This is a genomic window from Monashia sp. HAY1-5C, from assembly GCF_056755255.1.
The window spans coordinates 1-21,581 of sequence record NZ_JBPGXG010000014.1 but is presented as its reverse complement, the minus strand read 5'-3'; the positions used below and the strand labels follow the sequence as shown (position 1 = coordinate 21,581).

Here is a 21,581-nt window from a genome sequence, read left to right as displayed (position 1 = left end):
GCCGCGTCGCGGGGTCCGGGGACGGACCGCGCGCTCACCCGAGGGCACAGCCGCCCCACGCGTCCCACATTTTGGACACGATGCTCGGACGTCCTACTATTTCGCCATGCCAGCGACGAGGCTGATGCCCACCGAAGAGGCCGCCGACCTGATCGAGCTGACCCGGGAGATCTGCCGCAAGGACCTCGCCCCGCAGGTCGACGCCGCGGAGCGGGCCCGCGAGTTCCCCGAGAAGGCCTTCCACACGCTGGGGCAGGCCGGGCTGCTGTCGCTTCCCTACCCCGAGGACTTCGGCGGCGCGGACCAGCCCTACGAGGTGTACCTGCAGGTGGTCGAGGAGATCGCCTCGGTCTGGATGAGCCTCGCCGTCGGCGTCAGCGTCCACAGCCTGACCGCCTACCCGGTTGCGGCCCACGGTACCGACGAGCAGAAGGCCGCGCTGCTGACCCGGATGCTCTCCGGAGGGCAGCTCGGCGCCTACTGCCTCTCCGAGCCGCTCGCCGGCTCCGACATCGCCTCGATGACGACGCGGGCCACGCGCACCGCCGAAGGCTGGTCGCTCAAGGGCACCAAGGCCTGGATCAGCCACGCCGGGCACGCGGACTACTACACGACCTTCGCGCGCACCTCCGACGACGGTGGCCGGGGCCTGTCGACGTTCGTCGTGCCGGCCGACGCCCCCGGCCTGACCTTCGCCGAGCCCGAGCGCAAGATGGGCCTGCACTGCGACCCGGTCGCGCAGGTGACGTTCGACGCCGTCCCGGTCGCCGCCGACCGGCTCGTCGGGGGCGAGGGGGAGGGTATGCACATCGCCCTCGCGGCCCTCGACTCCGGCCGCCTCGGCATCGCCGCCGCCGCCACGGGCCTGGCCCAGGCCGCTCTCGACGCCGCCGTGCGGTACGCGTCGGAGCGTGTGCAGTTCGGACGCCGCATCGCCGACTTCCAGGGGCTGGCCTTCCTCCTCGCCGACCTCGAGGCCGCGGTCACCAGCGCCCGCGCGACGTACCTGCACGCGGCGCGCATGCGCGATGCGGGCCGGCCGTTCACCAAGGAGGCCGCGGTGGCCAAGCTCGTCGCCACGGACGCGGCGATGAGGGTGACCACCGACGCCGTGCAGGTGCTCGGTGGCGCCGGCTACACCGAGGACTTCCCGCTCGAACGCTACATGCGCGAGGCGAAGGTGACCCAGATCTTCGAGGGCACCAACCAGATCCAGCGACTCGTCGTCTCCCGCCAGCTGCTCGCCCAGGTCCGCTGACCCGCGAGCCCGGGCGCTCTCGACCCGCCCTCGCACGACCCGCCTGACCTGCTCGCCGCTCCCAGACCCGAAAGGCCTTGCCATGCAGCTGAACTCCTCGACCGTCGCCCTCGTGACCGGTGGCGGCTCGGGCCTCGGTGGCGCGACCGTCCGCCGGCTCGTCGGCGACGGCGCGACGGTCGTCGTCGTCGACCTCGAGGGGTCGGCCGCCCCGGCGCTCGTCGACGAGCTCCGCAGCGACCGAGTCGTCTTCGCTCCCGCCGACGTGCGCGACGAGGGACAGGTGCGGGCCGCCGTCGATCGCGCCACCTCGCTCGGGGAGCTGCGCATCGCCGTCAGCTGCGCCGGCGTCGCCACCCCGGGCCGCGTCCTCGGTCGGGGCGGCCCGCTCGCCCTCGACACGTTCCGGACCGTGGTCGACATCAACCTCGTCGGGTCCTTCAACGTCCTGCGGCTCGCCGCCGCCGCGATGGCCGGCAACGAACCGCTCGACGGCGACCGCGGTGTCATCGTCAACACGGCCAGCATCGCCGCCTTCGACGGCCAGATCGGCCAGGCCGCCTACGCGGCGAGCAAGGGCGGCGTCGTGGGTCTCACGCTGTCGGCGGCACGCGACCTGGCGGACAAGGCGATCCGCGTCATGACCATCGCCCCCGGCACGTTCGAGACGCCGATGCTCGCCGGGCTGCCCGGCGAGGTCAAGGAGATCCTCGAGAAGCAGGTGCCGCACCCCTCGCGTCTCGGCGACCCGGCCGAGTACGCCTCACTGGTGCGGCACATCGTCGACAACCCGATGCTCAACGGCGAGGTCATCCGCCTCGACGGCGCGCTCCGGATGCCGCCCCGCTGAGGTCCGCCCTGCCGCGCACACCCCGCCCTTCGGCGTGCGCGCCCGCTTCCGGCGTGCAGGCCCGGCGCTTCCGCGTTCCTGCCCGGCACAATGGACGAGTGAGCGAGCCGGGTGCCGACCTCGTCCTCGCGCCGGGGCCGGGCCTGCGGCGCGGGCTCGTCATCCCGGCCGCCGAGCTCGTCGAGCGCTTCAGCAGGTCCTCCGGGCCGGGAGGCCAGGGCGTCAACACCACGGACAGCCGCGTCGAGCTGCTCTTCGAGCCGGGTACCTCGAGCGCGCTCAGCGCGACGCAGCGCGAGCGCGCCGTCGCGGCGCTCGCGGGCCGCCTCGTCGGGGGCCGTGTCTCGGTCGTCGCGTCGGAGCACCGCTCCCAGCTGCGCAACCGCGCCGCCGCTCGCGAGCGGCTCGAGGCGCTGCTGCGCGAGGCCCTCGCCCCGCCTCCGCCGACCCGACGGGCGACGAGGCCGACGCGGGGGTCGCAGCAGCGGCGGCTCGCCGGCAAGAAACGCCGGGGCGAGGTGAAGTCCGGCCGCGGCCGCATCCGCCCGGAGTGACCGACAGCGCGACGGACCGCCGGCCCGTGGACCAGGCGTCGATCAGGCGTGGGGCGGGTCGAGGACAGTGGTACCGACGACGGCGCCGACCTCGATGGGCCCGTACACGTGCGGGAAGACCTCGCCGCTCGTGGGGTCGCCCACCTCGTGCACGACGCGTGAGCCGAGACGGCTCTCGTCGATCTCGAGCAGGACGAGCGGCTCGCTGACGTCGCCGTAGAAGCGCCGGCGCACGACCGGCCACTGCTGCGCCGAGGACGCGTGGATGAACCCCTCCTCGGCGAGGGACAGCCGGCGCGTCGAGCGGGTGTAGACGCCGTCTCGCAGCGCCTGCTCCCAGTGGGCCCGCTCGGCCAGGTGGTAGATGGTCACCGTCCCATGATGACGCGTCGGCGGTCGGCGGGGTGTCCGGCCGGGCCCGCGCCCGCGCACGGGACGCACGGGCCGGCTCCACCCGCTGTGGCCGGGGAGCGACACGTCACCGCGGACCGGGTGTTGTCATCGAGGCTCGGGCGTGCGAGGGTCTGGGACTGAGCGGTCCAGCCACCCGGCCGACTCGTGCCCACCTGATCGGACGAGTCATGGCGCCCTTCGCCGACCGGTCCTTCCCTCCTGCCCCCGCCGATCCGCCGATCGGGGACCACACGGCCCGCGACGACCTCACCGCTGCCCTCTTCGGCGAGCTCGCCGAGGCCGCGACCCCGGCACAGCGCGACGCCGTCGTGGAACGCATCTGCCTGCTCTACCTCGACCTGTGCACGACGCTGGCCGGCCGGTACACCGGCCGGGGGGTCGAGCACGACGACCTCGTGCAGGTGGCCAGGCTCTCGCTCGTGGCGGCCGTCGGCCGCTACCGTCCCGACCGCGGCACCTCGTTCGCGGCGTATGCCGTGCCGACGATCACCGGCGAGCTCAAGCGGCACTTCCGCGACAAGGCGTGGCTCGTCCGGCCGCCACGGCGTCTCCAGGAGCTGCGCGCCGACGCCGCCGCCCACCGGGAGCGCCTCGAGCAGTGCTTCGGACGACCCGTGTCGGACACCGAGCTGGCCCGTTCGCTGTCGACGACCAGGTCGGACGTGCGCGAGGCCGTCGCGACCAGCCGGTGCTACCAGGGCGAACCGCTCGAGCATCGGATCCGCGAGGACGACGACCAGCCGCTCGAGCGCAGCATCGCCTACGACGACGCCGACCTCGTCGGCGCCGACGACCGGGTGTGGCTCGGTGCGGCCGTCCGTCACCTGCCCTCGGAGGACCGTGACCTGCTGCACCGACGGTTCGTCGACGACCTGAGCCAGCGCGAGATCGGCGAGGCGCTCGGCGTGAGCCAGATGCAGGTGTCCCGCTCGCTGCGTCGGGTGCTCCGGACGCTGCGGGAGCGCATCGCTTGAGCCGTTGTCGTGCCATGGTTCTCGCGTGGGGAACGACTCCCGGGCGCGGACGCAGCGGCGGCTCGTCGCGCTCGTCCAGGTGCTCGGGCTCGCCGTGTGGTTCTCGGCGACGGCGGTCGCGCCGAGCCTGCGGTCGGAGTGGGGGCTGTCGACGACGGCTGCCGTCTGGCTGACGGCGTCGGTGCAGGTCGGTTTCGCCGCCGGGGCGGTCACGTCGAGCACGCTCGGGCTGGCGGACCGCGTGCAGCCGCACCACCTCATGGCGGCCTGCGCCGTCGGTGCCGCCGCGTGCACGGGCCTGCTCGCGGCCCTGGCGCACGGCCCGGCCGTCGCCGTGCCACTGCGCGCGCTGACCGGGTTCTTCCTCGCCGGCGTCTATCCGGTGGGCATGAAGCTCACCGCCTCGTGGGCTGCGCCGTCCGACCGTGGGCGCGCGTTCGGGGTCCTCATCGGCGCGCTAACGCTCGGGTCCGCGATGCCGCACCTCGTCGCGAGCCTCGGCCCCCTGCCCTGGCGCGGCGTCATGGTCGTGGCAGCGGGGATCACCGTGCTGGCCGCGACCGTCGCCTGGGCCCTCGTTCGACCCGGTCCCCTGTTGACCGCCTCCGCCCGCCCGCACGCGCGGTACGCCGTCGAGGTGTTCCGCGAGCGTCGGCCGCGCCTGGCGAACCTCGGCTACTTCGGCCACATGTGGGAGCTCTACGCCTTCTGGACGTGGCTGTCGGCGTTCCTCGTCGCCGGCCGCGCGGCCGCAGGACGCGAGGGCCCGGGTGCGGCGGTGAGCCTGCTGACCTTCGCCGTCATCGGGCTCGCCGGGGCGGCGGGGGCGCTCACGGGCGGGATCCTCGCCGACCGCCGGGGCCGCTCGTTCGCGGCGACGAGCGCGCTCGTCGTCAGCGGCACCTGCTGCCTGCTGTCGGCCTGGGCCTACTCCTGGCCACCGGCAGCCAGCGTCCCGTTCCTCGCCGTGTGGGGCGCAGCGGTCATCGCAGACTCCGGCGTCTTCTCGACGGCGCTGAGCGAGACGGTCGACCAGCGCTTCGTGGGCACGGCGTTGACGGTGCAGACCGCCGTCGGTTTCGGCCTCACGGTCGTCCCGATCCAGCTCGTGGCGCTGCTGGCGGCCCACGCCGGCTGGCAGTTCGCGTTCCTGCTCCTCGCTCCCGGACCGCTGGCCGGTGCGCTGGCGATGTGGCGGTTCGGACGCGTCGGTGCGGGGCGCGCGGCGGTCGGCTGACGCACCACCGGACGGTCAGAGGCGCCGGGCGACGAGGAGGTTGTCGAGCAGCTCGCCCTTCTGGCCGTCGGGCCCCGTTCCCGTGCGGGTCACCCGCTCGCTGCGCTCGACCAGCCACCCGTCGCCCAGGCCGATGGCCGCCAGCGTCGCTGCGACCGTGGGGAACTCGTGTCCGTGGCCGATCGGCGCCCACGACGGGGCCGCCGCGTGGTCGACGACGAGGAGCCAACCTCCCGGAGTCACCGTGAGCGAGGCGCGGTGCAGCACGGCGTCGCGGTCCAGCTCGAGCGGCGTCTGCAGGAACGAGGCCGTGACGAGCGCGAACGGCCCATCGGGCATCGACACCGCGAGGTCGTGCCGCTCGGTGCTGACGCGGTCGCGCACGCCACGGGCTCGAGCCAACGCGTCGACGCGCCCGAGCGCCGTCGCCGAGAGGTCGACGGCCGTCACGGACCAGCCCCGCTCGGCGAGCCACACGGCGTCGCCGCCGTGCCCGGCCCCGAGGTCGAGCGCACGGGCACCCGGTCCCGGGGGCACGACCACGTGCTCCTCGACGAGCCGCACGAGCGACGCGTTGGGCCGCGTGCCCCAGTCGTCGGCGAGCCGGCCGTAGTGCTGCTCCCAGTACTCCGCGGGGTCGCGCGGTCGGTCGTCCGGGTGGCGGTGGTCGTCGTGGCGGTGGTCGTCGTGGCCCTCGCGGGCCCGGGGCTGCGCGTCGCTCGTCATCACCCGATGCTGACCCGAGCAGTCCTCGGACTGCAAGCCAGCTTGCACTAGCAGCAAATCACCGCCATCCTGCCGACATGGACGACGCGGCCTCCGGCGACGACATCGCGCAGGCCCTCGACGGCGTCGCGCCCCGCCTGCGCCGACTGCGCACCCAGCGCGGACGCACGCTCGCGGACGTGTCCGCCGAGACCGGCGTCGGCGTCAGCACGCTGTCGCGTCTTGAGTCCGGGCGGCGCCGTCCGACGCTCGACCTCCTGCTGCCGCTGGCCCGGGCCTACCGCGTCCCGCTCGACGACCTCGTCGGCGCACCGCCGTCGGGCGACCCGCGGGTGCACCCGAAGGCGGTGCGGCGCAACGGCATGGTCTTCATCCCGTTGACCCGGAACGCCGGTGGCATCCAGGCCTTCAAGCTCATCCTGCCGGGCCGGCGTCGCACCCCGCCGAAGCCGCAGCGGCACGACGGCTTCGAGTGGGTCTACGTGCTCGGTGGCAGTCTCGAGCTCCTGCTCGGTGACACCGTGACCGTGCTCGACGAGGGTGAGGCCGCCGAGTTCGAGACCCGGACGCCGCACGCGATGCGCAGCGCCACCGAGCACCCGGTCGAGCTGCTGTCGCTCTTCAGCCCCCAGGGCGAGCAGATCCATCTCCGCGACGCCTGACGTCGCTGCGTCCGGTCGGTCCGGCGCCCGGCCCCTCCGGCGCCCCGGTGGCTCGGCAGCCGCACCCGTGGCAGGGCACCCCTCGCCGTGGGGTGCCTCGCTCAGGCGGTTCGGCCCGCCCGAGCGGCACGACGGACGGCGCGGGCGAGGACCTCGTCGAGGTCCTCGGGCACCGTCAGGAGGTCGAGGAGCAGGCGGCCGTCGTGCACGTGTCCGACGACCGGCGGCTCACCGAGGCGCAGCGGCTCCGCGAGCCGGTGCGGCAACGCCACGGCGGCGCTGGGCAGCGGCACCCCGGGTGCTCCCCCACCGCCGACGCGGCCCTCCGACTCGACCGCCCGCGCCAGGTCGGGCCCGATGGCGAGGGCCAGCCGCCGCGCCCGTGCGAGGAGGACGTCCCTGCGCTGGTCGAGCGCCCGGGCCACCGGCGTGGGCGGGCCGGACAGCGTCGCCTCGAGCGCGGCCAGCGTCAGCTTGTCGACGCGCAGCGCGCGCGCCAAGGGGTGTCGCCGGAGCCGGTTCACGAGGTCGGCGTCGCCGAGCAGCAGGCCGCACTGGGGCCCGCCGAGGAGCTTGTCGCCGGAGGCGGTGACGATCGCGGCCCCGGCTCGTAGCGTCGAGTCGGCGTCGGGCTCCTCGGGCAGGCGTGGGTGCGGGGCGAGCAGGCCCGACCCGATGTCGGCGACGACGGGCGGTCCGAGCGTCGCGAGGTCGGACACGGCCACGCTGGAGGTGAAGCCCTCGACGCGGAAGTTGGACGGGTGCACCTTGAGGACGAACGCGGTCCGGTCGGTGAGCGCGTCGGCGTAGTCGGCGAGGCGGACGCGGTTTGTGGTGCCCACCTCGCGCAGCCGGGCCCCGACCGACTCGACGAGCTCGGGGATGCGGAAGCCGTCGCCGATCTCGACGAGCTCGCCGCGCGCCACGAGGACCTCACGGTCGGGCGCGAGCGCCCGCGCGACGAGGGCGAGGGCGGCGGCGCCGTTATTGACGACGTGCACGTCGCCGGCGGCGGGCACGGCGCGGCGGAGGGCGTCGAGGGTCGCCGCGCCGCGTCGGCCACGGCGTCCGGTGCCGAGGTCGAGCTCGACGTCGGTGGCGCCGGCCGCGACGGTCACTGCCTCGACCGCCGCGTCGGACAGGGCGGCGCGGCCGAGGTTGGTGTGCACCACGACTCCCGTCGCGTTGACGACCCGCCGCATCGACGTCGGCCCGTGCGGCAGCCGGGTCAGCACCTCGCCGACGACGGACTCGGGCGCGACCTCACCGGCCCGGCACGCGGCGAGCACCTCCACGACGACCCTCTTGACACGCTGACGGCCGAGCCGTTCGGCGGCCGCAGCCACACCCGCGTCGGCGAGCACGGCGTCGGTGCGCGGTACGCGGCGTCGGGGGTCCTGCAACGCGGCCTCCCTCGGCAGGAGCGGTTGGACGGTCGGTGCCGGAAAGGGGCGGCACGGATCGGGGGCTCGGGGGAACGTGTTGGCGGAGGCGGACGGGAATCGAACCCGCCTGACCGGGATACCCGGTCACCACGGTTTTGAAGACCGCGCCCGTCACCAGGCGGGAAACGCCTCCGCGACCGACCCTACCCCGCGGGCGGCCTCCTCGACCCGTGTCATCCCCCTTGCGCTGCCGCTTCCGCGATGCCCCTCCCGCGGTGGCACGATGGCGGCATGACGGCGCCCGCGTCCACTCGGACCGAACCAGGCCTGCGCCTGACCCAGTACGCGTCCGGTGGCGGTTGTGCCTGCAAGGTGCCGCCGGGCGAGCTCGAACGCGTCCTGGGCGCATTGGCGCCCGATACGGGGCCGGACCTGCTCGTCGGCGTCGAGACCGGGGACGACGCCGCCGTCGTGCGGATCGACGGTGACCGCGCCGTGGTCGCGACGACCGACTTCTTCACCCCCGTCGTCGACGACCCGTACGACTGGGGGCGCATCGCCGCGACCAACGCCCTCTCCGACGTCTGGGCCATGGGCGGTGAGCCGCTCGTCGCCCTCAACCTCCTCGCCTGGCCCCGCGACCGCATCCCCTTCGACGTCGCCGCACAGGTGCTCCGCGGTGGCGCCGACGTGGCCCGCGCCGCCGGGTGCCACCTCGCCGGGGGGCACAGCATCGACGACCCGGAGCCGAAGTACGGCCTGGCCGTCACCGGCCTCGCCCACCCGGATCGCCTGCTGCGCAACGATGCCGGCGTCCCGGGCCTGCCGTTGACGTTGACCAAGCCAATCGGGCTCGGCCTGCTCAACAACCGCCACAAGGCCACCGGCGAGGTCTTCGCCGAGGCCGTCGCCGTGATGACGACCCCTAACGGTCCCGCCTCGCGCGCGGCGCTCGCCGCCGGGCTGCGCTGTGCGACGGACGTCACCGGATTCGGCCTGCTCGGTCACCTCTACAAGCTGTGCCGCGCGAGCGGCGTCGGGGCGGTCGTCGAGGCCGCGGCCGTGCCGTACGTCGACGGGGCCCGCGCCGCGTACGCGGCGGGCTACGTGCCCGGGGGCAGCCGGCGCAACCTCGACTGGGTGCGCCCGCAGCTCGCCTCCCGTGTGGACGAGGACGAGCTGGTGCTGCTCGCGGACGCGCAGACCTCGGGCGGGCTCCTCGTCGCCGGAGAGCTGCCCGGCCACCCCGTGGTCGGCCGTCTCGTGGCGCTCGACGACCCCGCGCTCGACGGACGCGTCGTCTCGGTCCGCTGACGTGCTCGGCACGCGTCCGGCCCTCCGCGTAGACTGCGACCCGATGGCGGTGGGGCTCGCCGACAACCGCAGCACGACGCTGCCGACAGTCCCTACCTGACGAATTCGCCTGTCCAGGTAGGAGAACCGCATGACCGCACCACTCGGCCGCGACCCGCAAGTCGACGAGACTGTCGCGCCCCGTCAGCCACACCGCGTGGACCCTCGGGTGGACCCCGACGTCGGCCCTGACGTCGGCGGGACCGTCCCGGAGCGGCGCCGGGACCGGGGCGCGCACCAGCTCGTCCTACCGGTCATCGCCCTCGGCGGCGTCCTCGGTGCCTGCGCCCGCTACGGCCTCACCCAGGCGCTCCCGACCCCGGCCGGCGGCATCCCGTGGACCACGCTGTCGGTCAACGTCTCCGGCAGCCTGCTCATCGGCGTCCTCATGGTCTTCGTCGTCGAGGTCGGCGGCGCGCACCCGCTGCTGCGCCCGTTCGCCGGCGTCGGCGTCCTCGGCGGCTTCACGACCTTCAGCACGTACACGTCCGAGACCACGGTGCTGCTCCACGGCGGGCACCCGGCCCTCGCCCTCGGCTACCTCGTCGGCACCCCGGTCGCCACCCTGGCCGGCGTCGCGGCCGGGGTCCTGCTCACCCGCGCGGCGCTCGCCGTGCGCCACCGTCTCGCCACCCGTGGAGGTTCCCGATGACGACGCTCGACGGCCCCGCCCGCCGCCTCACGGTCTACATCGGCGAGGCGGACACCTGGCACCACCGCCCGCTGCACAGCGAGATCGTGCACCGCGCCCACGCCGCCGGCCTCGCCGGCGCGAGCGTGTTCCGCGGCATGGAGGGCTTCGGCTCGTCCAACCTCGTGCACACCTCACGGCTGCTCTCCCTGTCCGAGGACCTGCCCGTGGCCGTCGTCGTCATCGACACGGCCGACCGCATCGACGCCTTCCTCCCGCAGGTGCAGGAGGTCGTCGGTGAGGGGCTGGTGACCCTCGACGACGTCCACGTCGTGCACCACGTCTACCGCCCACGGCCCGCAGCCCCCGGCACCGCGGGCTCCCCCGACGCCGGCCGCACCGACGCCGGGGGCACCGAGCCGTGACGGCTCTGCTCCTCGTGTGCGCCGGCGCGGCCGTCGGGGCCCCCGCCCGCTACCTCACCGACCGCGCCGTCCAGGCCCGCCACGACAGCCTCATGCCGTGGGGGACCTTGACGGTGAACGTCGTCGGCTCCCTGGTCCTCGGGCTCGTCACCGGCCTGTCGGTGGCCCACCACCTGTCACCGGCCGTCACGCTCGGCATCGGGACCGGCTTCTGCGGGGCGCTCACCACGTACTCGACGTTCAGCTACGAGACGGTGCGGCTGCTCGAGTCGCGAGCCGTCCTCGTCGCCGCGCTCAACGTCGTCGGGTCGCTCGTGGCCGGCCTCGCGGCCGCGCTGGCCGGCTACGCCCTCGGCGCCGCGCTCTAGCCGCCGCACCGCGGAGGCCGGACGGTCACGTGAGCGGCTGGCCGCCCGTCACGCCGAGCACCTCGCCGGTGACGTAGCTCGACTCCTGCGAGGCGAGGAACACGTACGCGGGGGCCAGCTCCGCCGGCTGGCCCGCCCGACCGAGCGGTGTCTGCTCTCCGAACGACTCGACCTTGTCGCCGGGCATCGTGGCGGGGATGAGCGGCGTCCAGATCGGTCCGGGCGCCACGGCGTTGACGCGGATTCCCTTCTGCGCCAACGACTGCGCGAGTCCCTGCGTGAACGCGACGATGCCCGCCTTCGTCGTGGCGTAGTCGAGCAGCTCCGGGGAGGGCTGCCGCGACTGGATCGAGGAGGTGTTGATGATCGTCGCGCCGGGCTGCAGGTGCGGCAGCGCCTCGCGGCAGAGCCAGAACATCGCGTAGAGGTTCGTCTTCATGACGCGGTCGAGCTGCTCGGTGGTGATGGCGGCGAGGCCGCCGGGCTGGGCCATCTGGTAGGCCGCGTTGTTGACGAGGACGTCGATGCCGCCCAGCTTCTCGACGGCCTCCTCGACGACGCGTCGGCACTCCTCCTCCCGGGTGAGGTCGGTCAGGCAGACGGCGCCCTGACGGCCCGCCTCACGCACGAGCCGGACCGTCTCCTCGGCGTCGGCCTCCTCCTCGGGAAGGCACGCGACGAGCACGTCCGCGCCCTCCCGGGCGAAGGCGATGGCGACGGCCCGGCCGATGCCCGAGTCGCCGCCCGTGATGACGGCCCGCTTGCCCGCGAGCCGGCCGCTGCCGCGGTAGGACTCCTCCCCGTGGTCGGGCTCGTCGCCCATCTGGCCGGTCAGCCCGGGGTGCGGGATCGTCGCACTGTCCTCGGGCTGGTCGTACTGCCGGCTGGGGTCCTGGGGCGTGTGCTGGTCCGACATGGGTGGCCTTCCTGTCCTCTGGGTCCGCCGCGGCGGCCTGCTGCCCCACTCCTACCCCTTGCCACGGCGCGGCCACCCTCGCGTTCGGACAGGCCCTTGACCGAGCCCCGGAGCGTGCGCCACAGTCTCCCCATTCCGCTGACAAATCGATTGGGCACACATGGCAACGACGCCGAGAGCTTCGATGAAGGACGTGGCCGCCCTGGCCGGTGTCTCGGTCACGACCGTGTCCCACGTCCTCAGCGACGCCTCCGGCAAGCGGATCAGCCCCGAGACGCGAGAACGGGTCCGGTCCGCCGCCGAGCGGCTCGGCTACCGACCCAACGCCGTCGCCCGCGGGCTTCGACTGCGCCGCACCCACACGCTCGGGCTGGTCAGTGACCAGATCGCGACCAGCCCGCATGCAGGGCACCTGATCCTCGGCGCCCAGGAGGCGGCCTCGAAGCTCGGGTGGCTGCTCGTGCTCGTCAACACCTCGGACGACCGCGACCTCGAGGAGCGCGAGATCCGCTCGCTCCTCGACCGGCAGGTGGACGGGTTCCTCTACGCGACGATGTACCACCGGGTCGTGGAGGTGCCGCGTGCCCTTGCCGGCAGCCCCACGGTCCTGCTCGACTCACGTCCCGTGGACGGTTCGGTGTCGTCCGTCGTCCCGGACGAGGTCGCGGGAGGTCGCGCGGCCGTCCGAGAGCTGCTGCGCCACGGCCACCGACGGGTCGGCTTCGTGACGAACGTCGACGACATCCCCGCCACCCATGGCCGGCTCGAGGGCTACCGGCAGGCCCTGGCCGAGGCCGGGGTCCCGTTCGACCCCCGACTCGTCGTGGCCGAGGCCCCCGACACGCACGGTGGCCAGCGGGCGGCCCGCCGGCTCCTCGGTGGACCGGATCGCCCGACCGCCCTGTTCTGCTTCAGCGACTCGATGGCGATGGGCGCCTACCACGCCGCGGCGGAGCTGGGGCTGCGGATCCCCCACGACGTGTCGGTCGTCGGCTTCGACAACCACGAGCTCATCGCGGACGGCCTGCGTCCCGAGCTGACCACCGTTGCTCTCCCGCACCACGAGATGGGGGTGCGGGCGGTCGAGCAGCTGCTGCACGAGATCGACCTGGCGGCGCCGGCCACCCCGAGCCACCAGTCCCTGCCGTGCCCCGTGGTACGGCGCCGCTCGGTGGGCCCACCAGGCCCCACCTAGCCGGCAGCTCCACCCGCAGGACCGTAGTCGTGCCGTCCGCTCTGGGCGCCGTAGCGCACCCCCACCCGACGAGCGGCGATGCCGCGCGCCCCGACGACCCACCTGCGCCAGCCAGTCCACCTCCGTCACGACCCAAGGAAGCGATCGTGTGAACCTGCTCAACCGACACCGCAGCGGAGCCCTCCGCAGAAGGCGTACGACCACCACGGCTGCAGCCGGGGCCCTCGCCGTCCTCGCCACGCTGGCGACCGGCCCGGCTGCATCCTCGGCCGAACCGGCCCCGTACACCGAGCAGTACCGGCCACAGTTCCACTACACGCCGGCCAAGAACTGGATGAACGACCCGAACGGGCTCGTCTACTACGCGGGCGAGTACCACCTCTTCTACCAGCACAACCCGTCCGGCAACCAGTGGGGCAACATGTCGTGGGGCCACGCCGTGAGCCCCGACCTCGTGCACTGGACCGAGCTGCCGGTCGCGATCCCCCAGGACGACCAGGAGATGGTCTTCTCCGGCAGCGCGGTCGTCGACAAGGACAACACGAGCGGGTTCGGCACCAGGGACAACCCCGCGATGGTCGCCGTGTACACCCGTCTCGACAAGGCGACCGGCATCCAGTCCCAGGCGCTGGCCTACAGCACCGACCACGGACGGACGTTCACCAAGTACGCCGACAACCCCGTTCTCGACATCGGGTCGCGTGACTTCCGAGACCCCAAGGTCTTCTGGTACGAGCCCGGTCACGAGTGGATCATGACCGTGGCCCTGAGCGCGGAGCACAAGGTGCGCTTCTACCGCTCGAGCAACCTCAAGACGTGGGAACACCTGAGCGACTTCGGACCCGCCGGTGCCACGGGCGGCGTCTGGGAGTGCCCGGACCTGTTCCCGCTCGCCGTCGACGGCGACAGGAAGAAGACCAAGTGGGTGCTGCTCGTCAACATGAACCCCGGCGGAATCGCGGGCGGGTCGGCGAACCAGTACTTCACCGGGACGTTCGACGGCACGCGCTTCGTCGCCGACGACAAGCCGTACGTCCCGCCGACCGGGCGTGACGTCGGCAGCTTCGACGACGGCACGTACGGCGGGTGGGCGTCCGACGGCGCCGCGTTCGGCACCACGCCCGCGACCGGGAACCTGCCGGGACAGGGAGGCGTCTCCGACTGGGTGGGCACCGGGCTGGCCAACAGCTTCAACGGTGGCGACGGAAGCGTCGGCACCCTGACCTCTCCCCCGTTCACCCTCGATGCCGGGTACCTCAACTTCAAGGTCGGCGGTGGGAACCACCCCTACGTGCCGGGGTCGACCGTCGACCCGGCTCCGCCGGCAGGGGACGTCTTCGCCGACTTCGAGGGCACCGACTACGGCCCCGGGTGGACGACGACCGGTGACTTCGTCGGTACCGGTCCCGTCAAGGGCACGATCGGCGACCAGCAGCAGGTCACCGGCTACCTCGGCGAGCAGCTGGTCAACACCTTCATCGACCACGACGCCTCGCAGGGAACCATCACCTCGCCGGAGTTCACGATCGCCAAGAGCCACATCAACCTGCTAGTGGGTGGCGGCAACCACCCGTCGACGACGAGTGAGCCGACCGCCGTGAACCTCCTCGTCGACGGCAAGGTCGTCAGGTCTGCCACCGGTACGAACAACGAGGCACTGAACTGGACGAGCTGGGACGTCGCCGAGTACGCCGGTCGGAGCGCGGTGATCCAGATCGTCGACAAGAACTCCGGCGGCTGGGGCCACCTCAACGTTGACCACATCATGTTCTCCGACGAGGCCGCGTCACCACGAGCCGTGGACACGTCCGTGCGCCTCGTCGTCGACGGCCAGGTCGTCCGGTCCGCCACCGGCTCGGACAGCGAGACGCTCGACTGGACCGGATGGGACGTCCGCAACCTGGCCGGCAAGAGCGCTCGAATCGTCTTGGCCGACAACAACACCGGCGGCTGGGGCCACGTCCTCGCCGACCAGTTCAGCCTGTCGAGCACCCCGGCGAGGTCCAGCGTCCAGCGGGCGCACTGGGTCGACTACGGCAAGGACGACTACGCCGGCGTCACCGTCAACGACGCCCCCGGTGGCCGACGCGTCATGATCGGCTGGATGAACAACTGGGAGTACTCCGGCTCCATCCCGACCTACCCGTGGCGCAGCGCCATGACGGTCCCGCGCGAGCTCGGCCTGCGCACGAGCGGGGACGGCCTGCGACTCGTGCAGCAGCCGGTCCGCGAGCTGCAGGGGTTGCGCGAGGCCGCCACGCTCAACACCGGCAACCTCGCGCTGCCGGACGGCTCCACGCGGCTACCGGCCAAGGGCACGGCGTACGAGCTGACCGCGACGTTCGCGCCGGGCACGGCGAGCACCTTCGGGCTCGCGGTGCGAACCGGGAACGGCCAGCAGACCCGCATCGGCTACGACCGGTCGGCCGGGGAGCTCTTCGTCGACCGGACCCGGTCCGGGGACGTCGGCTTCAGCTCCGACTTCCCCGGCGTGCAGCGCGCTCCGATGGCGGTCGACGCGAACGGGGAGGTGAGGGTGCGGGTCCTCGTCGACTGGTCGTCGGTCGAGGTCTTCGGTCAGGACGGCTCGGTCGCCATCACCGACCAGATCTTCCCCGACGCGGGAAGCGACGGCCTCGAGGCGTTCTCCACAGGCGGCACCGCAACGCTCAAGACGGTCAAGGTGACCCCGCTCCACTCCGCCTGGGTCGACTAGCCCACGAGGGCCGAACCCCCACCCGTGCTCGACCGTCGTTCTCCCGCGGCTGCCCCCGACTAGGGGAAGGTCGCGGGAGAACGACGGTCCGACCGGCTTTCAGCGGGCCACGGAGGACCGGAGCGTGGGTGTGGCCCTGACGGCGTTGACCGCCCGGTCCGCGACGACCTGGCCATCGCTGCCGGAGTCGAGGATCGTGTTCCGCGCCGACTCGGGGTCGACCATGACGGCGGTGACATCGAGGTCGTCCGCGGCCTCGGTCGTCAGCAGGGCGTCCACCTGGGCCGCGTAGCAGGAGTCGCTCGACGTCGAACGCACGTCCATCGCGACGACGTGGTTGGTGGAGACGAAGTTGCAGGCCCCCGCCACGAGCCGGATGATGACGGGGGTCGCGCCGCTGGGTCGGAGCCCTCGTGCGTCGACGACCTCGGAGAAGTGGTTGCCGACCACCGAGTTGTTGCTGCCGCTCACACGGAGCAGCCCACTGCAGTCGTCCACTCCGTTGTCGACTCCCAGGAACGGCGTCCAGGGCTCGTTGTCGCGCAGGAAGTGGTTCGTGGCCACGAGGTTCTCCGAGCTGTTCCCCGTGAGGACGACCATCCCTGGGTAGAACGAGTGCAGCCGGTTGTTCGTGACGCTGGAGCGCGTGACCCCTTCGAGTTGGACGCTGCTCGCGCCCCGGGGGAAGACGTTGTTCGCGGTGATGAGGAGCCCGCCGTGGTGCTCGGCGTAGATTGAGTGGCCCTTGAAGCCGGCTCCGACCAGGTTGTCGGTGACCTTGCACGCCTGCCCCCACCCGCGCAGCTCGATGCAGCTGCCACACTCCGCGAGGAAGTTGTCGTGCACCGACAGGGCGTCCGCGTGGTAGACGGTGAGGGCGTTCTCGAGGTAGACGAACCCCATGCCGGTCACCCGGAACGAGTCGTTGGCGTCCGCGACGTAGATGCCGGTCTTGCCGTTGGTGTAGGTGTTCTCCCGGTGCCGTCCCGACCCGTCGGGCTCGAAGTGCAGCCCGTCGAGGCAGAAGTTCGAGAACTCGACCGAGCTGAGGCGCGGGCTGCCGCTGCGTGCGACGAGGAAGGCAGCCCCGGTGGACTCCTCCGAGGCCACGCCGACGGGCAGGTCCACGAGGATGCGACTCCCTCCGGGCCACAGCTCGTGCAGGTCGGGCCACTCGTGCTCGGGGACGTTGAACCGGATGCTCGACGACGCGAAGCCGTGTCCGGAGCCCTGGATCGTGAGGAAGCTGACGTCGACGAGCACCTGCGTGCGAAGGCGATAGTCCCCCGGCGGGAGGTAGATGACCGCGCCGGGCCTTCCTTCCTCCCCGGTACCGGTGCCGTGCTGCCGGGACTTGATGTCGGCGATGATGCTGTTGATCACCTCACCGACGTCCTCGAACGGGTCGCCGACGGGCCATGCGGTCACGTCGTAGTGGTTCTTGCTCGACACGAGTACTTCCCTTTTCCGCCGGGGTTCGACCCCCGGCTCGTGCGATGTGGCGGCGTCGGGCGTTCGTCAGCCCTTGACGGCGCCGAGGGTGAGGCCGGCGACGATGCGGCGCTGGAGGAAGAGCGTCAGGACGACGACGGGTACCGAGTAGAGACAGGCCAGGGCGGTCATCGGTCCCCACTGCAGGCCGAACTGGGTCTGGAAGTTCGCGATGACGATGGGGGTCGTCTGCCCCCGGGTCGCGGTCAGCAGGAGCGCGAAGAGGAACTCGTTCCACGAGGCGAGGAAAGCGAAGATCGCCGTCACCGCCACGCCTCCCGACACGACCGGCAGGATCACCGACCAGAGCGCGCGCAGCCGACCGCAGCCGTCTACCCGGGCGGCCTCCTCGAGCTCGGCGGGCACCGACTCGAAGAAGCTGCACAGCAGCCAGATCGACAGTGGCAGCGAGATGGTCGCGTGGGCGAGGCCGAGGCCCGTCGGGGTGTCGCGAAGCCCGAGCGCGCTCGTCATCGCGACGAGCGGGATGCCGATCGCGACGGGAGGCACCATGCGGGTCACGAGGGTCGCCGACATGAACACGCGTCCGGCCCGGCTGGCGAACCGGGTGATGCCGTACGCCGCCGGCACCCCCAGGCCGATCGACAGCGCGGTGCTGATGAGTGCGGTGCTCAGGGAGTTGACGAACGAGGCGACGACGCCGGGGGCCTGAAGCGCGGCGGTGTAGTTCTCCAGGCTCCACGTCCGCGGCAGCACCGCGGGCGGGATGGCGATCGCGTCCGACGGCGTCTTGAAGGACGTGAGCACGAGGTAGACGAACGGGAAGCCGAAGAGGGCCACGACCACCACGAGGCAAACCCACAGGGCGACCACGGTCGAGCGTTTCTGGCCGACGTTCCTCATGAACGCTCACCTCCCGGGCTCCAGATGGTGCGAGCTGCGACGACGGCGACGGCAAGCAGCACGACGAGGTAGACGATGCTCATCGCCGCGGCCCTTCCGGGCTCACCGAAACGGACCATGGTCTGGTAGATGAGCAGGCTCAGGGTCTGCGACGCCGACTGCGGCCCGCCGCCGGTCTGGATGAGGATCACGTCGAAGGCACGCGCCGCGTCGACGCCCCGCACGATCAGCGCCACCGCGATGACTGGACGGAGCATCGGCAGGATGACGCGCACGAGCATGGTGGGCGCGCTCGCGCCGTCGAGCCGGGCAGCCTCGAGGACGTCTCCGGGGATGTTCTGCAGCCCGGCGAACAGCACGAGCGTCATGAACGAGGTGGTGAGCCAGATGTCCGGGATGGCGACCGAGAACAGCACGATGTCAGGGTTGCTGAGCCAGCCGACGGCATTGGGGTCCTCGAGGATGCCCACTTGGGACAGCAGCTGCCCGACGATGCCGAAGTTGTCGATGAGCAGGAACCGCCAGAGCAGGCCCGCCACGACCGGCGCGATCATCAACGGGTAGAGAAAGATCGTGCGGAACACCCGGGAGCCCTGCCCCAAGGCGTTGAACAACAGCGCCGTGGCGAGGCCGAGGGCGAACTCGCACGTCACGACGAACACGGTGTAGACCACCGTGCGCCCGGCCGCGGCCCGGAAGTCGGCGGAGCCGAGCACATCGGTGAAGTTGCCGAAGCCGACGAACTCGCTCGTACCGGCGAGGGGCTGGGTGTCGAAGAGGCTGTCCCAGCACAGCTTGACGACGGGCCACGCGACGAACGCCGAGAGGAACAGAGCCGCCGGCACCATGAGCAGCAGGGCGAAGCGTCGGTCGCTCACGGGCTGACGCAGGCGGGACGGCGGCGATGGTGCCGGCGTGCTCGTGGTCATCTCACGACACCAGCGACTCGACCTGGCCCTTGGCCGCGGAGAGCAGCTGGGCGTAGTCGGCACCGGGGACGAGCGACTTCTGGAGCATCGGCACGAGGACGGTGTCGACGATCTGCTGCCATTTCGGCGTCGCCGGGCGCGCCTTGGTGGCGGGGCCGTCGAGCGTGGCCGTGAGCGCGGCGAAGTGCTCGTAGCCCGGCTTGCCGGCGTACTCGGCGAAGGCCGACTTGCGGGCGGCGAGGCCGAGCGACGACTTGATGCTCAGCGCGTTGTTGTCATAGGCGAACTGGATGAACTTCGTGGCCTGCTCGGTCTTTCCGCCCGACTTGGGGACCGAGAGGTACCACGGACCCGGCACGCCGCCGACACCGGCCGAGCCGCCGATCATCGGGGCAGCACCGACCTTGCCATGGATCGGCGAGTCTGCCGGGATGAGCGGGAAGGCGTGCGCCCAGAAGCGCATCATCGCCGTCTTGCCCTGGTTGAAGAGGTTCTGCGCGCCAGCCCAGTCGACCTGTGCGGCGCCTGGAGGGGCGACCTTGAGCTTGTTGTTGAGGTCGCTGTAGAAGGTCAGCGCGGCGAGGTGCTCGGGGCTGTCGATGATGACCTTGCCGGACGGGTCGAGCACGAGGCCCTTGGCGCCTGCCTGGCCCACGTGGGCGAGCCACTCCGTCTCGACGGCACCCTTGACGTCCGTCCCGTACAGGGAGGTGCCCCGGGTGAAGAACGCAGCGGCGTCCTGGAACTGCTGCCACGTCGTGGGCGGCGCGAGCGGGTAGCCGTACTTCTTCTCGAACGCTGCCTTCTCCTTCGCGTCCTCGAAGAGGTCCTTGCGGTAGAAGAGGATCTCGGCGTTGGTCCAGACCGGCATGCCGACGTAGGCGCCGTTGATCTGCGCCCCCGTGACCAGGGACTCGAAGAGGTCGCCCTTGACGGCGTCGGTGAAGAGGGCGTCGAGGGGCGCGAGCGCACCGGCGAAGGTCGGCAGCCACACGGCGTCGAGTGCCGCGACGTCGAAGGAGACGGAGCCGGCCGACAGCTCGGTCTGGAGCCGGTTGAACAGGCCGTCGTAGGGCAGCTCGACGAGCTCGACCCTCGTGCCGGTCTGCGACGTGAAGCCGGCAGCGACCTTCTCGAGCTCGGCCTTGCCGCCGGCCTCGACGAGAACCGAGAGGGAGCCGGACGAGCCGGTACCCGCGCCGCTGCTCGCAGGGGCCGGGCCACCGGCCGCGCACGAGGCGAGCGCGGCGGTGGCGCCGGTCAGGCCGGCGAGCTGGAGAAAGGATCGTCGGGACCAGCCGGGCGTCGCTGGTGATTGCGGGTTCATGGTGCCTCCACAGGGACGGGGCGACAGCGGGTGACGGGTTCTCCGAGGACCGGCTCCGTTGCCTGTTAACTCGTGTTAACGGGCCGTAGTTAACTCGTGTTATTGTCACGTGTCAATACTTCGTCGGACGATGGGATGGTGACGACCGTGCCCCAGAGCGACTCCCCCGGCCGGATCACGCGGCCTGCCACGGACACCTCGACCCCCCGAACCGGCGCCGGCGCGACCGGCGCGACCGGCGCGGTCGTCCGCCGTCCGCGACAGCGCGACGTCGCCGATCTCGCCGGCGTGTCGAGGACGACGGTCTCGCTCGTGCTCAACGACGTCGAGGGCGTGGCGATCCCGGAGGAGACCCGACAGCGGGTCTGGGACGCCGCCGCCCGCCTCGGGTTCCAGCCCGACGCCGTGGCGCGCAGCCTGCGTGGTGGGCACAGCAACATCGTCGGCCTGGTCACGAGCGAGATCGCGACGACGCCGTATGCCGTGGCGATCATCAAGGGCGCACAGGACGCCGCCTTCGAGCGCGGGCAGACGTTGCTCGTCATCGACACCGAGGGCGAGCAGGCCGCCGCGGTCGACGCCGTCGCCCGGCTGCGCCAGTGGCGCGCCGACGGGCTCATCCTCGCCACCGACTACCACCGCCAGGTCGAGCTACCGCCCGGCCTCGGTGACCTTCCCGTCGTGCTCGTCGACTGCTTCGTGGAGGCACCGCCGGCTCCGACCACCGTCGACCCGGATGCCGGCGCCGACGTCCCCCGTCGACCCCTGCCCACGGTGCTGCCGGACGAGGTGCACGGTGGGCGGCTCGCCACCCAGACGCTGCTCGACGCGGGGCACCGACGCATCGGGTTCATCAACGGACCCGACACCTTCCCCGCCTCGGCCGGACGGCTCGAGGGCTACCGCGCAGCTCTCGAGGCCGCCGGGGTGGACTTCGACGAGCAGCTCGTGCGCCCCGGCGACTGGTGGCAGGAGTCGGCCTCCCGTGCCGCCACGGAGCTGCTCCGCCTCGAGGACCCGCCGACCGCCATCTTCTGCGGCAACGACTGGATGGCCATGGGCGCCTACGACGCCCTGCGCGAGCTCGGCCTGGCGATCCCCGGGGACGTCAGCGTCATCGGCTTCGACAACCGCGTCGAGATCGCCGACCACATGCGCCCGCGCCTCAGCACGGTCGCCCTCCCCTACCGGGCCATGGGCCACGAGGCGGTCCGCATGCTCCTCGACGGCGAGCGACGCTCTGAACCGGTCCTGCTCGAGTGCCCCCTCGTGTCGCGGGATTCCGTCGGCCCACCCCCGCACGGTC

General features: G+C 72.4%; 21 protein-coding genes and 1 tRNA gene. 13 read left to right on the top strand and 9 right to left on the bottom strand.

What is annotated here, in order from left to right; translation table 11 throughout:
* Window positions 1-106: 106 nt before the first annotated feature.
* From ACR9ZK_RS03805 to arfB, 3 genes are all read left to right on the top strand, one after another.
* Window positions 107-1,258 (top strand): acyl-CoA dehydrogenase family protein, encoded by a 1,152-nt coding sequence (locus ACR9ZK_RS03805; RefSeq protein WP_481340453.1) that lies wholly within the window; start codon window positions 107-109, stop codon window positions 1,256-1,258.
* An 82-nt stretch (window positions 1,259-1,340) separates the two neighbouring features.
* The gene (locus ACR9ZK_RS03800; RefSeq protein ID WP_481340451.1) at window positions 1,341-2,108 is read left to right on the top strand and encodes an SDR family NAD(P)-dependent oxidoreductase; all 768 of its coding nucleotides are present in this window, start codon (window positions 1,341-1,343) and stop codon (window positions 2,106-2,108) included.
* 98 nt (window positions 2,109-2,206) lie between these two features.
* Window positions 2,207-2,662 (top strand): alternative ribosome rescue aminoacyl-tRNA hydrolase ArfB, encoded by a 456-nt coding sequence (gene arfB / locus ACR9ZK_RS03795; protein WP_481340449.1) that lies wholly within the window; start codon window positions 2,207-2,209, stop codon window positions 2,660-2,662.
* 42 nt (window positions 2,663-2,704) lie between these two features.
* Here the strand turns inward: arfB and ACR9ZK_RS03790 are convergent, their stop codons facing one another.
* Window positions 2,705-3,034 (bottom strand): DUF952 domain-containing protein, encoded by a 330-nt coding sequence (locus tag ACR9ZK_RS03790; RefSeq protein WP_481340447.1) that lies wholly within the window; start codon window positions 3,032-3,034, stop codon window positions 2,705-2,707.
* A 209-nt stretch (window positions 3,035-3,243) separates the two neighbouring features.
* On the opposite strand from ACR9ZK_RS03790, the gene ACR9ZK_RS03785 reads away from it, so the two are divergent.
* The gene (locus ACR9ZK_RS03785) at window positions 3,244-4,050 is read left to right on the top strand and encodes a sigma-70 family RNA polymerase sigma factor (protein ID WP_481340445.1); all 807 of its coding nucleotides are present in this window, start codon (window positions 3,244-3,246) and stop codon (window positions 4,048-4,050) included.
* Window positions 4,051-4,075: 25 nt separating this feature from the next.
* Window positions 4,076-5,287, top strand: a complete 1,212-nt coding sequence (locus ACR9ZK_RS03780; protein ID WP_481340443.1) for an MFS transporter — start codon at window positions 4,076-4,078, stop codon at window positions 5,285-5,287.
* A 15-nt stretch (window positions 5,288-5,302) separates the two neighbouring features.
* On the opposite strand, the gene ACR9ZK_RS03775 is transcribed toward ACR9ZK_RS03780, so the two are convergent.
* Window positions 5,303-6,013, bottom strand: a complete 711-nt coding sequence (locus ACR9ZK_RS03775; RefSeq protein WP_481340441.1) for a class I SAM-dependent methyltransferase — start codon at window positions 6,011-6,013, stop codon at window positions 5,303-5,305.
* 77 nt (window positions 6,014-6,090) lie between these two features.
* Between ACR9ZK_RS03775 and ACR9ZK_RS03770 the strand changes: the two genes are divergently transcribed.
* Window positions 6,091-6,675 carry a helix-turn-helix domain-containing protein gene (locus ACR9ZK_RS03770; protein ID WP_481340439.1) on the top strand — a complete coding sequence of 195 codons (585 nt, stop codon included), beginning with the start codon at window positions 6,091-6,093 and terminating at the stop codon, window positions 6,673-6,675.
* Between the two features lie 101 nt (window positions 6,676-6,776).
* Here ACR9ZK_RS03770 and selA read toward each other — a convergent pair whose 3' ends face one another.
* Together selA and ACR9ZK_RS03760 are read right to left on the bottom strand one after the other, a co-directional pair.
* Complete coding sequence (gene selA / locus ACR9ZK_RS03765; RefSeq protein WP_481340437.1) at window positions 6,777-8,078, bottom strand: L-seryl-tRNA(Sec) selenium transferase; 1,302 nt, start codon at window positions 8,076-8,078, stop codon at window positions 6,777-6,779.
* An 80-nt stretch (window positions 8,079-8,158) separates the two neighbouring features.
* Window positions 8,159-8,253, bottom strand: a tRNA-Sec gene (locus ACR9ZK_RS03760).
* Between the two features lie 98 nt (window positions 8,254-8,351).
* Here ACR9ZK_RS03760 and selD point away from each other — a divergent pair.
* The 4 genes from selD (at window position 8,352) to crcB (ending at window position 10,837) form a co-directional block, all read left to right on the top strand.
* On the top strand, window positions 8,352-9,374 hold the full coding sequence (selD, locus tag ACR9ZK_RS03755; RefSeq protein WP_481340435.1) for a selenide, water dikinase SelD: 1,023 nt from the start codon (window positions 8,352-8,354) through the stop codon (window positions 9,372-9,374).
* A 196-nt stretch (window positions 9,375-9,570) separates the two neighbouring features.
* The gene (locus ACR9ZK_RS03750; RefSeq protein WP_481340433.1) at window positions 9,571-10,065 is read left to right on the top strand and encodes a fluoride efflux transporter FluC; all 495 of its coding nucleotides are present in this window, start codon (window positions 9,571-9,573) and stop codon (window positions 10,063-10,065) included.
* The gene (locus tag ACR9ZK_RS03745; protein ID WP_481340431.1) at window positions 10,062-10,469 is read left to right on the top strand and encodes a DUF190 domain-containing protein; all 408 of its coding nucleotides are present in this window, start codon (window positions 10,062-10,064) and stop codon (window positions 10,467-10,469) included. Before ACR9ZK_RS03750 ends, ACR9ZK_RS03745 begins: the two co-directional genes overlap by 4 nt.
* The gene (crcB, locus tag ACR9ZK_RS03740) at window positions 10,466-10,837 is read left to right on the top strand and encodes a fluoride efflux transporter CrcB (RefSeq protein ID WP_481340429.1); all 372 of its coding nucleotides are present in this window, start codon (window positions 10,466-10,468) and stop codon (window positions 10,835-10,837) included. Before ACR9ZK_RS03745 ends, crcB begins: the two co-directional genes overlap by 4 nt.
* A 25-nt stretch (window positions 10,838-10,862) precedes the next feature.
* Here the strand turns inward: crcB and ACR9ZK_RS03735 are convergent, their stop codons facing one another.
* Window positions 10,863-11,753: an SDR family oxidoreductase gene (locus tag ACR9ZK_RS03735; RefSeq protein WP_481340427.1), complete on the bottom strand. Its 891-nt coding sequence runs from the start codon at window positions 11,751-11,753 to the stop codon at window positions 10,863-10,865.
* A 184-nt stretch (window positions 11,754-11,937) separates the two neighbouring features.
* Here ACR9ZK_RS03735 and ACR9ZK_RS03730 point away from each other — a divergent pair, with 184 nt between their 5' ends.
* Complete coding sequence (locus ACR9ZK_RS03730; RefSeq protein WP_481340425.1) at window positions 11,938-12,948, top strand: LacI family DNA-binding transcriptional regulator; 1,011 nt, start codon at window positions 11,938-11,940, stop codon at window positions 12,946-12,948.
* Window positions 12,949-13,096: 148 nt separating this feature from the next.
* Window positions 13,097-15,664 carry a GH32 C-terminal domain-containing protein gene (locus tag ACR9ZK_RS03725; protein ID WP_481340423.1) on the top strand — a complete coding sequence of 856 codons (2,568 nt, stop codon included), beginning with the start codon at window positions 13,097-13,099 and terminating at the stop codon, window positions 15,662-15,664.
* 99 nt (window positions 15,665-15,763) lie between these two features.
* Here the strand turns inward: ACR9ZK_RS03725 and ACR9ZK_RS03720 are convergent, their stop codons facing one another.
* The 4 genes from ACR9ZK_RS03720 to ACR9ZK_RS03705 all read right to left on the bottom strand — a co-directional run bounded on the left by ACR9ZK_RS03720 (window position 15,764) and on the right by ACR9ZK_RS03705 (window position 20,275).
* Window positions 15,764-17,116, bottom strand: a complete 1,353-nt coding sequence (locus ACR9ZK_RS03720; RefSeq protein WP_481340421.1) for a right-handed parallel beta-helix repeat-containing protein — start codon at window positions 17,114-17,116, stop codon at window positions 15,764-15,766.
* Between the two features lie 66 nt (window positions 17,117-17,182).
* Entirely contained in the window at window positions 17,183-18,019 is an 837-nt protein-coding gene (locus tag ACR9ZK_RS03715) for a carbohydrate ABC transporter permease (protein ID WP_481340419.1), read from the bottom strand.
* Complete coding sequence (locus ACR9ZK_RS03710; RefSeq protein ID WP_481340509.1) at window positions 18,016-18,867, bottom strand: carbohydrate ABC transporter permease; 852 nt, start codon at window positions 18,865-18,867, stop codon at window positions 18,016-18,018. Before ACR9ZK_RS03710 ends, ACR9ZK_RS03715 begins: the two co-directional genes overlap by 4 nt.
* Before the next feature lie 82 nt (window positions 18,868-18,949).
* Window positions 18,950-20,275: an ABC transporter substrate-binding protein gene (locus ACR9ZK_RS03705; RefSeq protein WP_481340417.1), complete on the bottom strand. Its 1,326-nt coding sequence runs from the start codon at window positions 20,273-20,275 to the stop codon at window positions 18,950-18,952.
* Window positions 20,276-20,413: 138 nt separating this feature from the next.
* On the opposite strand from ACR9ZK_RS03705, the gene ACR9ZK_RS03700 reads away from it, so the two are divergent.
* On the top strand, window positions 20,414-21,581 hold a 1,168-nt coding region (locus tag ACR9ZK_RS03700), incomplete at its 3' end, for a LacI family DNA-binding transcriptional regulator (protein WP_481340415.1).

What these genes read in the sequence shown, in the direction of transcription:
- ACR9ZK_RS03805 (WP_481340453.1), top strand. Translation starts at nt 107, where the DNA reads ATGCCAGCGACGAGGCTGATGCCCACCGAAGAGGCCGCCGACCTGATC.
- ACR9ZK_RS03800 (WP_481340451.1), top strand. Translation starts at nt 1,341, where the DNA reads ATGCAGCTGAACTCCTCGACCGTCGCCCTCGTGACCGGTGGCGGCTCG.
- ACR9ZK_RS03785 (WP_481340445.1), top strand. Translation starts at nt 3,244, where the DNA reads ATGGCGCCCTTCGCCGACCGGTCCTTCCCTCCTGCCCCCGCCGATCCG.
- ACR9ZK_RS03775 (WP_481340441.1), bottom strand. Translation starts at nt 6,013, where the DNA reads ATGACGAGCGACGCGCAGCCCCGGGCCCGCGAGGGCCACGACGACCAC.
- ACR9ZK_RS03770 (WP_481340439.1), top strand. Translation starts at nt 6,091, where the DNA reads ATGGACGACGCGGCCTCCGGCGACGACATCGCGCAGGCCCTCGACGGC.
- selD (WP_481340435.1), top strand. Translation starts at nt 8,352, where the DNA reads ATGACGGCGCCCGCGTCCACTCGGACCGAACCAGGCCTGCGCCTGACC.
- ACR9ZK_RS03745 (WP_481340431.1), top strand. Translation starts at nt 10,062, where the DNA reads ATGACGACGCTCGACGGCCCCGCCCGCCGCCTCACGGTCTACATCGGC.
- ACR9ZK_RS03735 (WP_481340427.1), bottom strand. Translation starts at nt 11,753, where the DNA reads ATGTCGGACCAGCACACGCCCCAGGACCCCAGCCGGCAGTACGACCAG.
- ACR9ZK_RS03730 (WP_481340425.1), top strand. Translation starts at nt 11,938, where the DNA reads ATGAAGGACGTGGCCGCCCTGGCCGGTGTCTCGGTCACGACCGTGTCC.
- ACR9ZK_RS03715 (WP_481340419.1), bottom strand. Translation starts at nt 18,019, where the DNA reads ATGAGGAACGTCGGCCAGAAACGCTCGACCGTGGTCGCCCTGTGGGTT.
- ACR9ZK_RS03710 (WP_481340509.1), bottom strand. Translation starts at nt 18,867, where the DNA reads ATGGTGCCGGCGGCTCTGTTCCTCTCGGCGTTCGTCGCGTGGCCCGTC.
- ACR9ZK_RS03705 (WP_481340417.1), bottom strand. Translation starts at nt 20,275, where the DNA reads ATGAACCCGCAATCACCAGCGACGCCCGGCTGGTCCCGACGATCCTTT.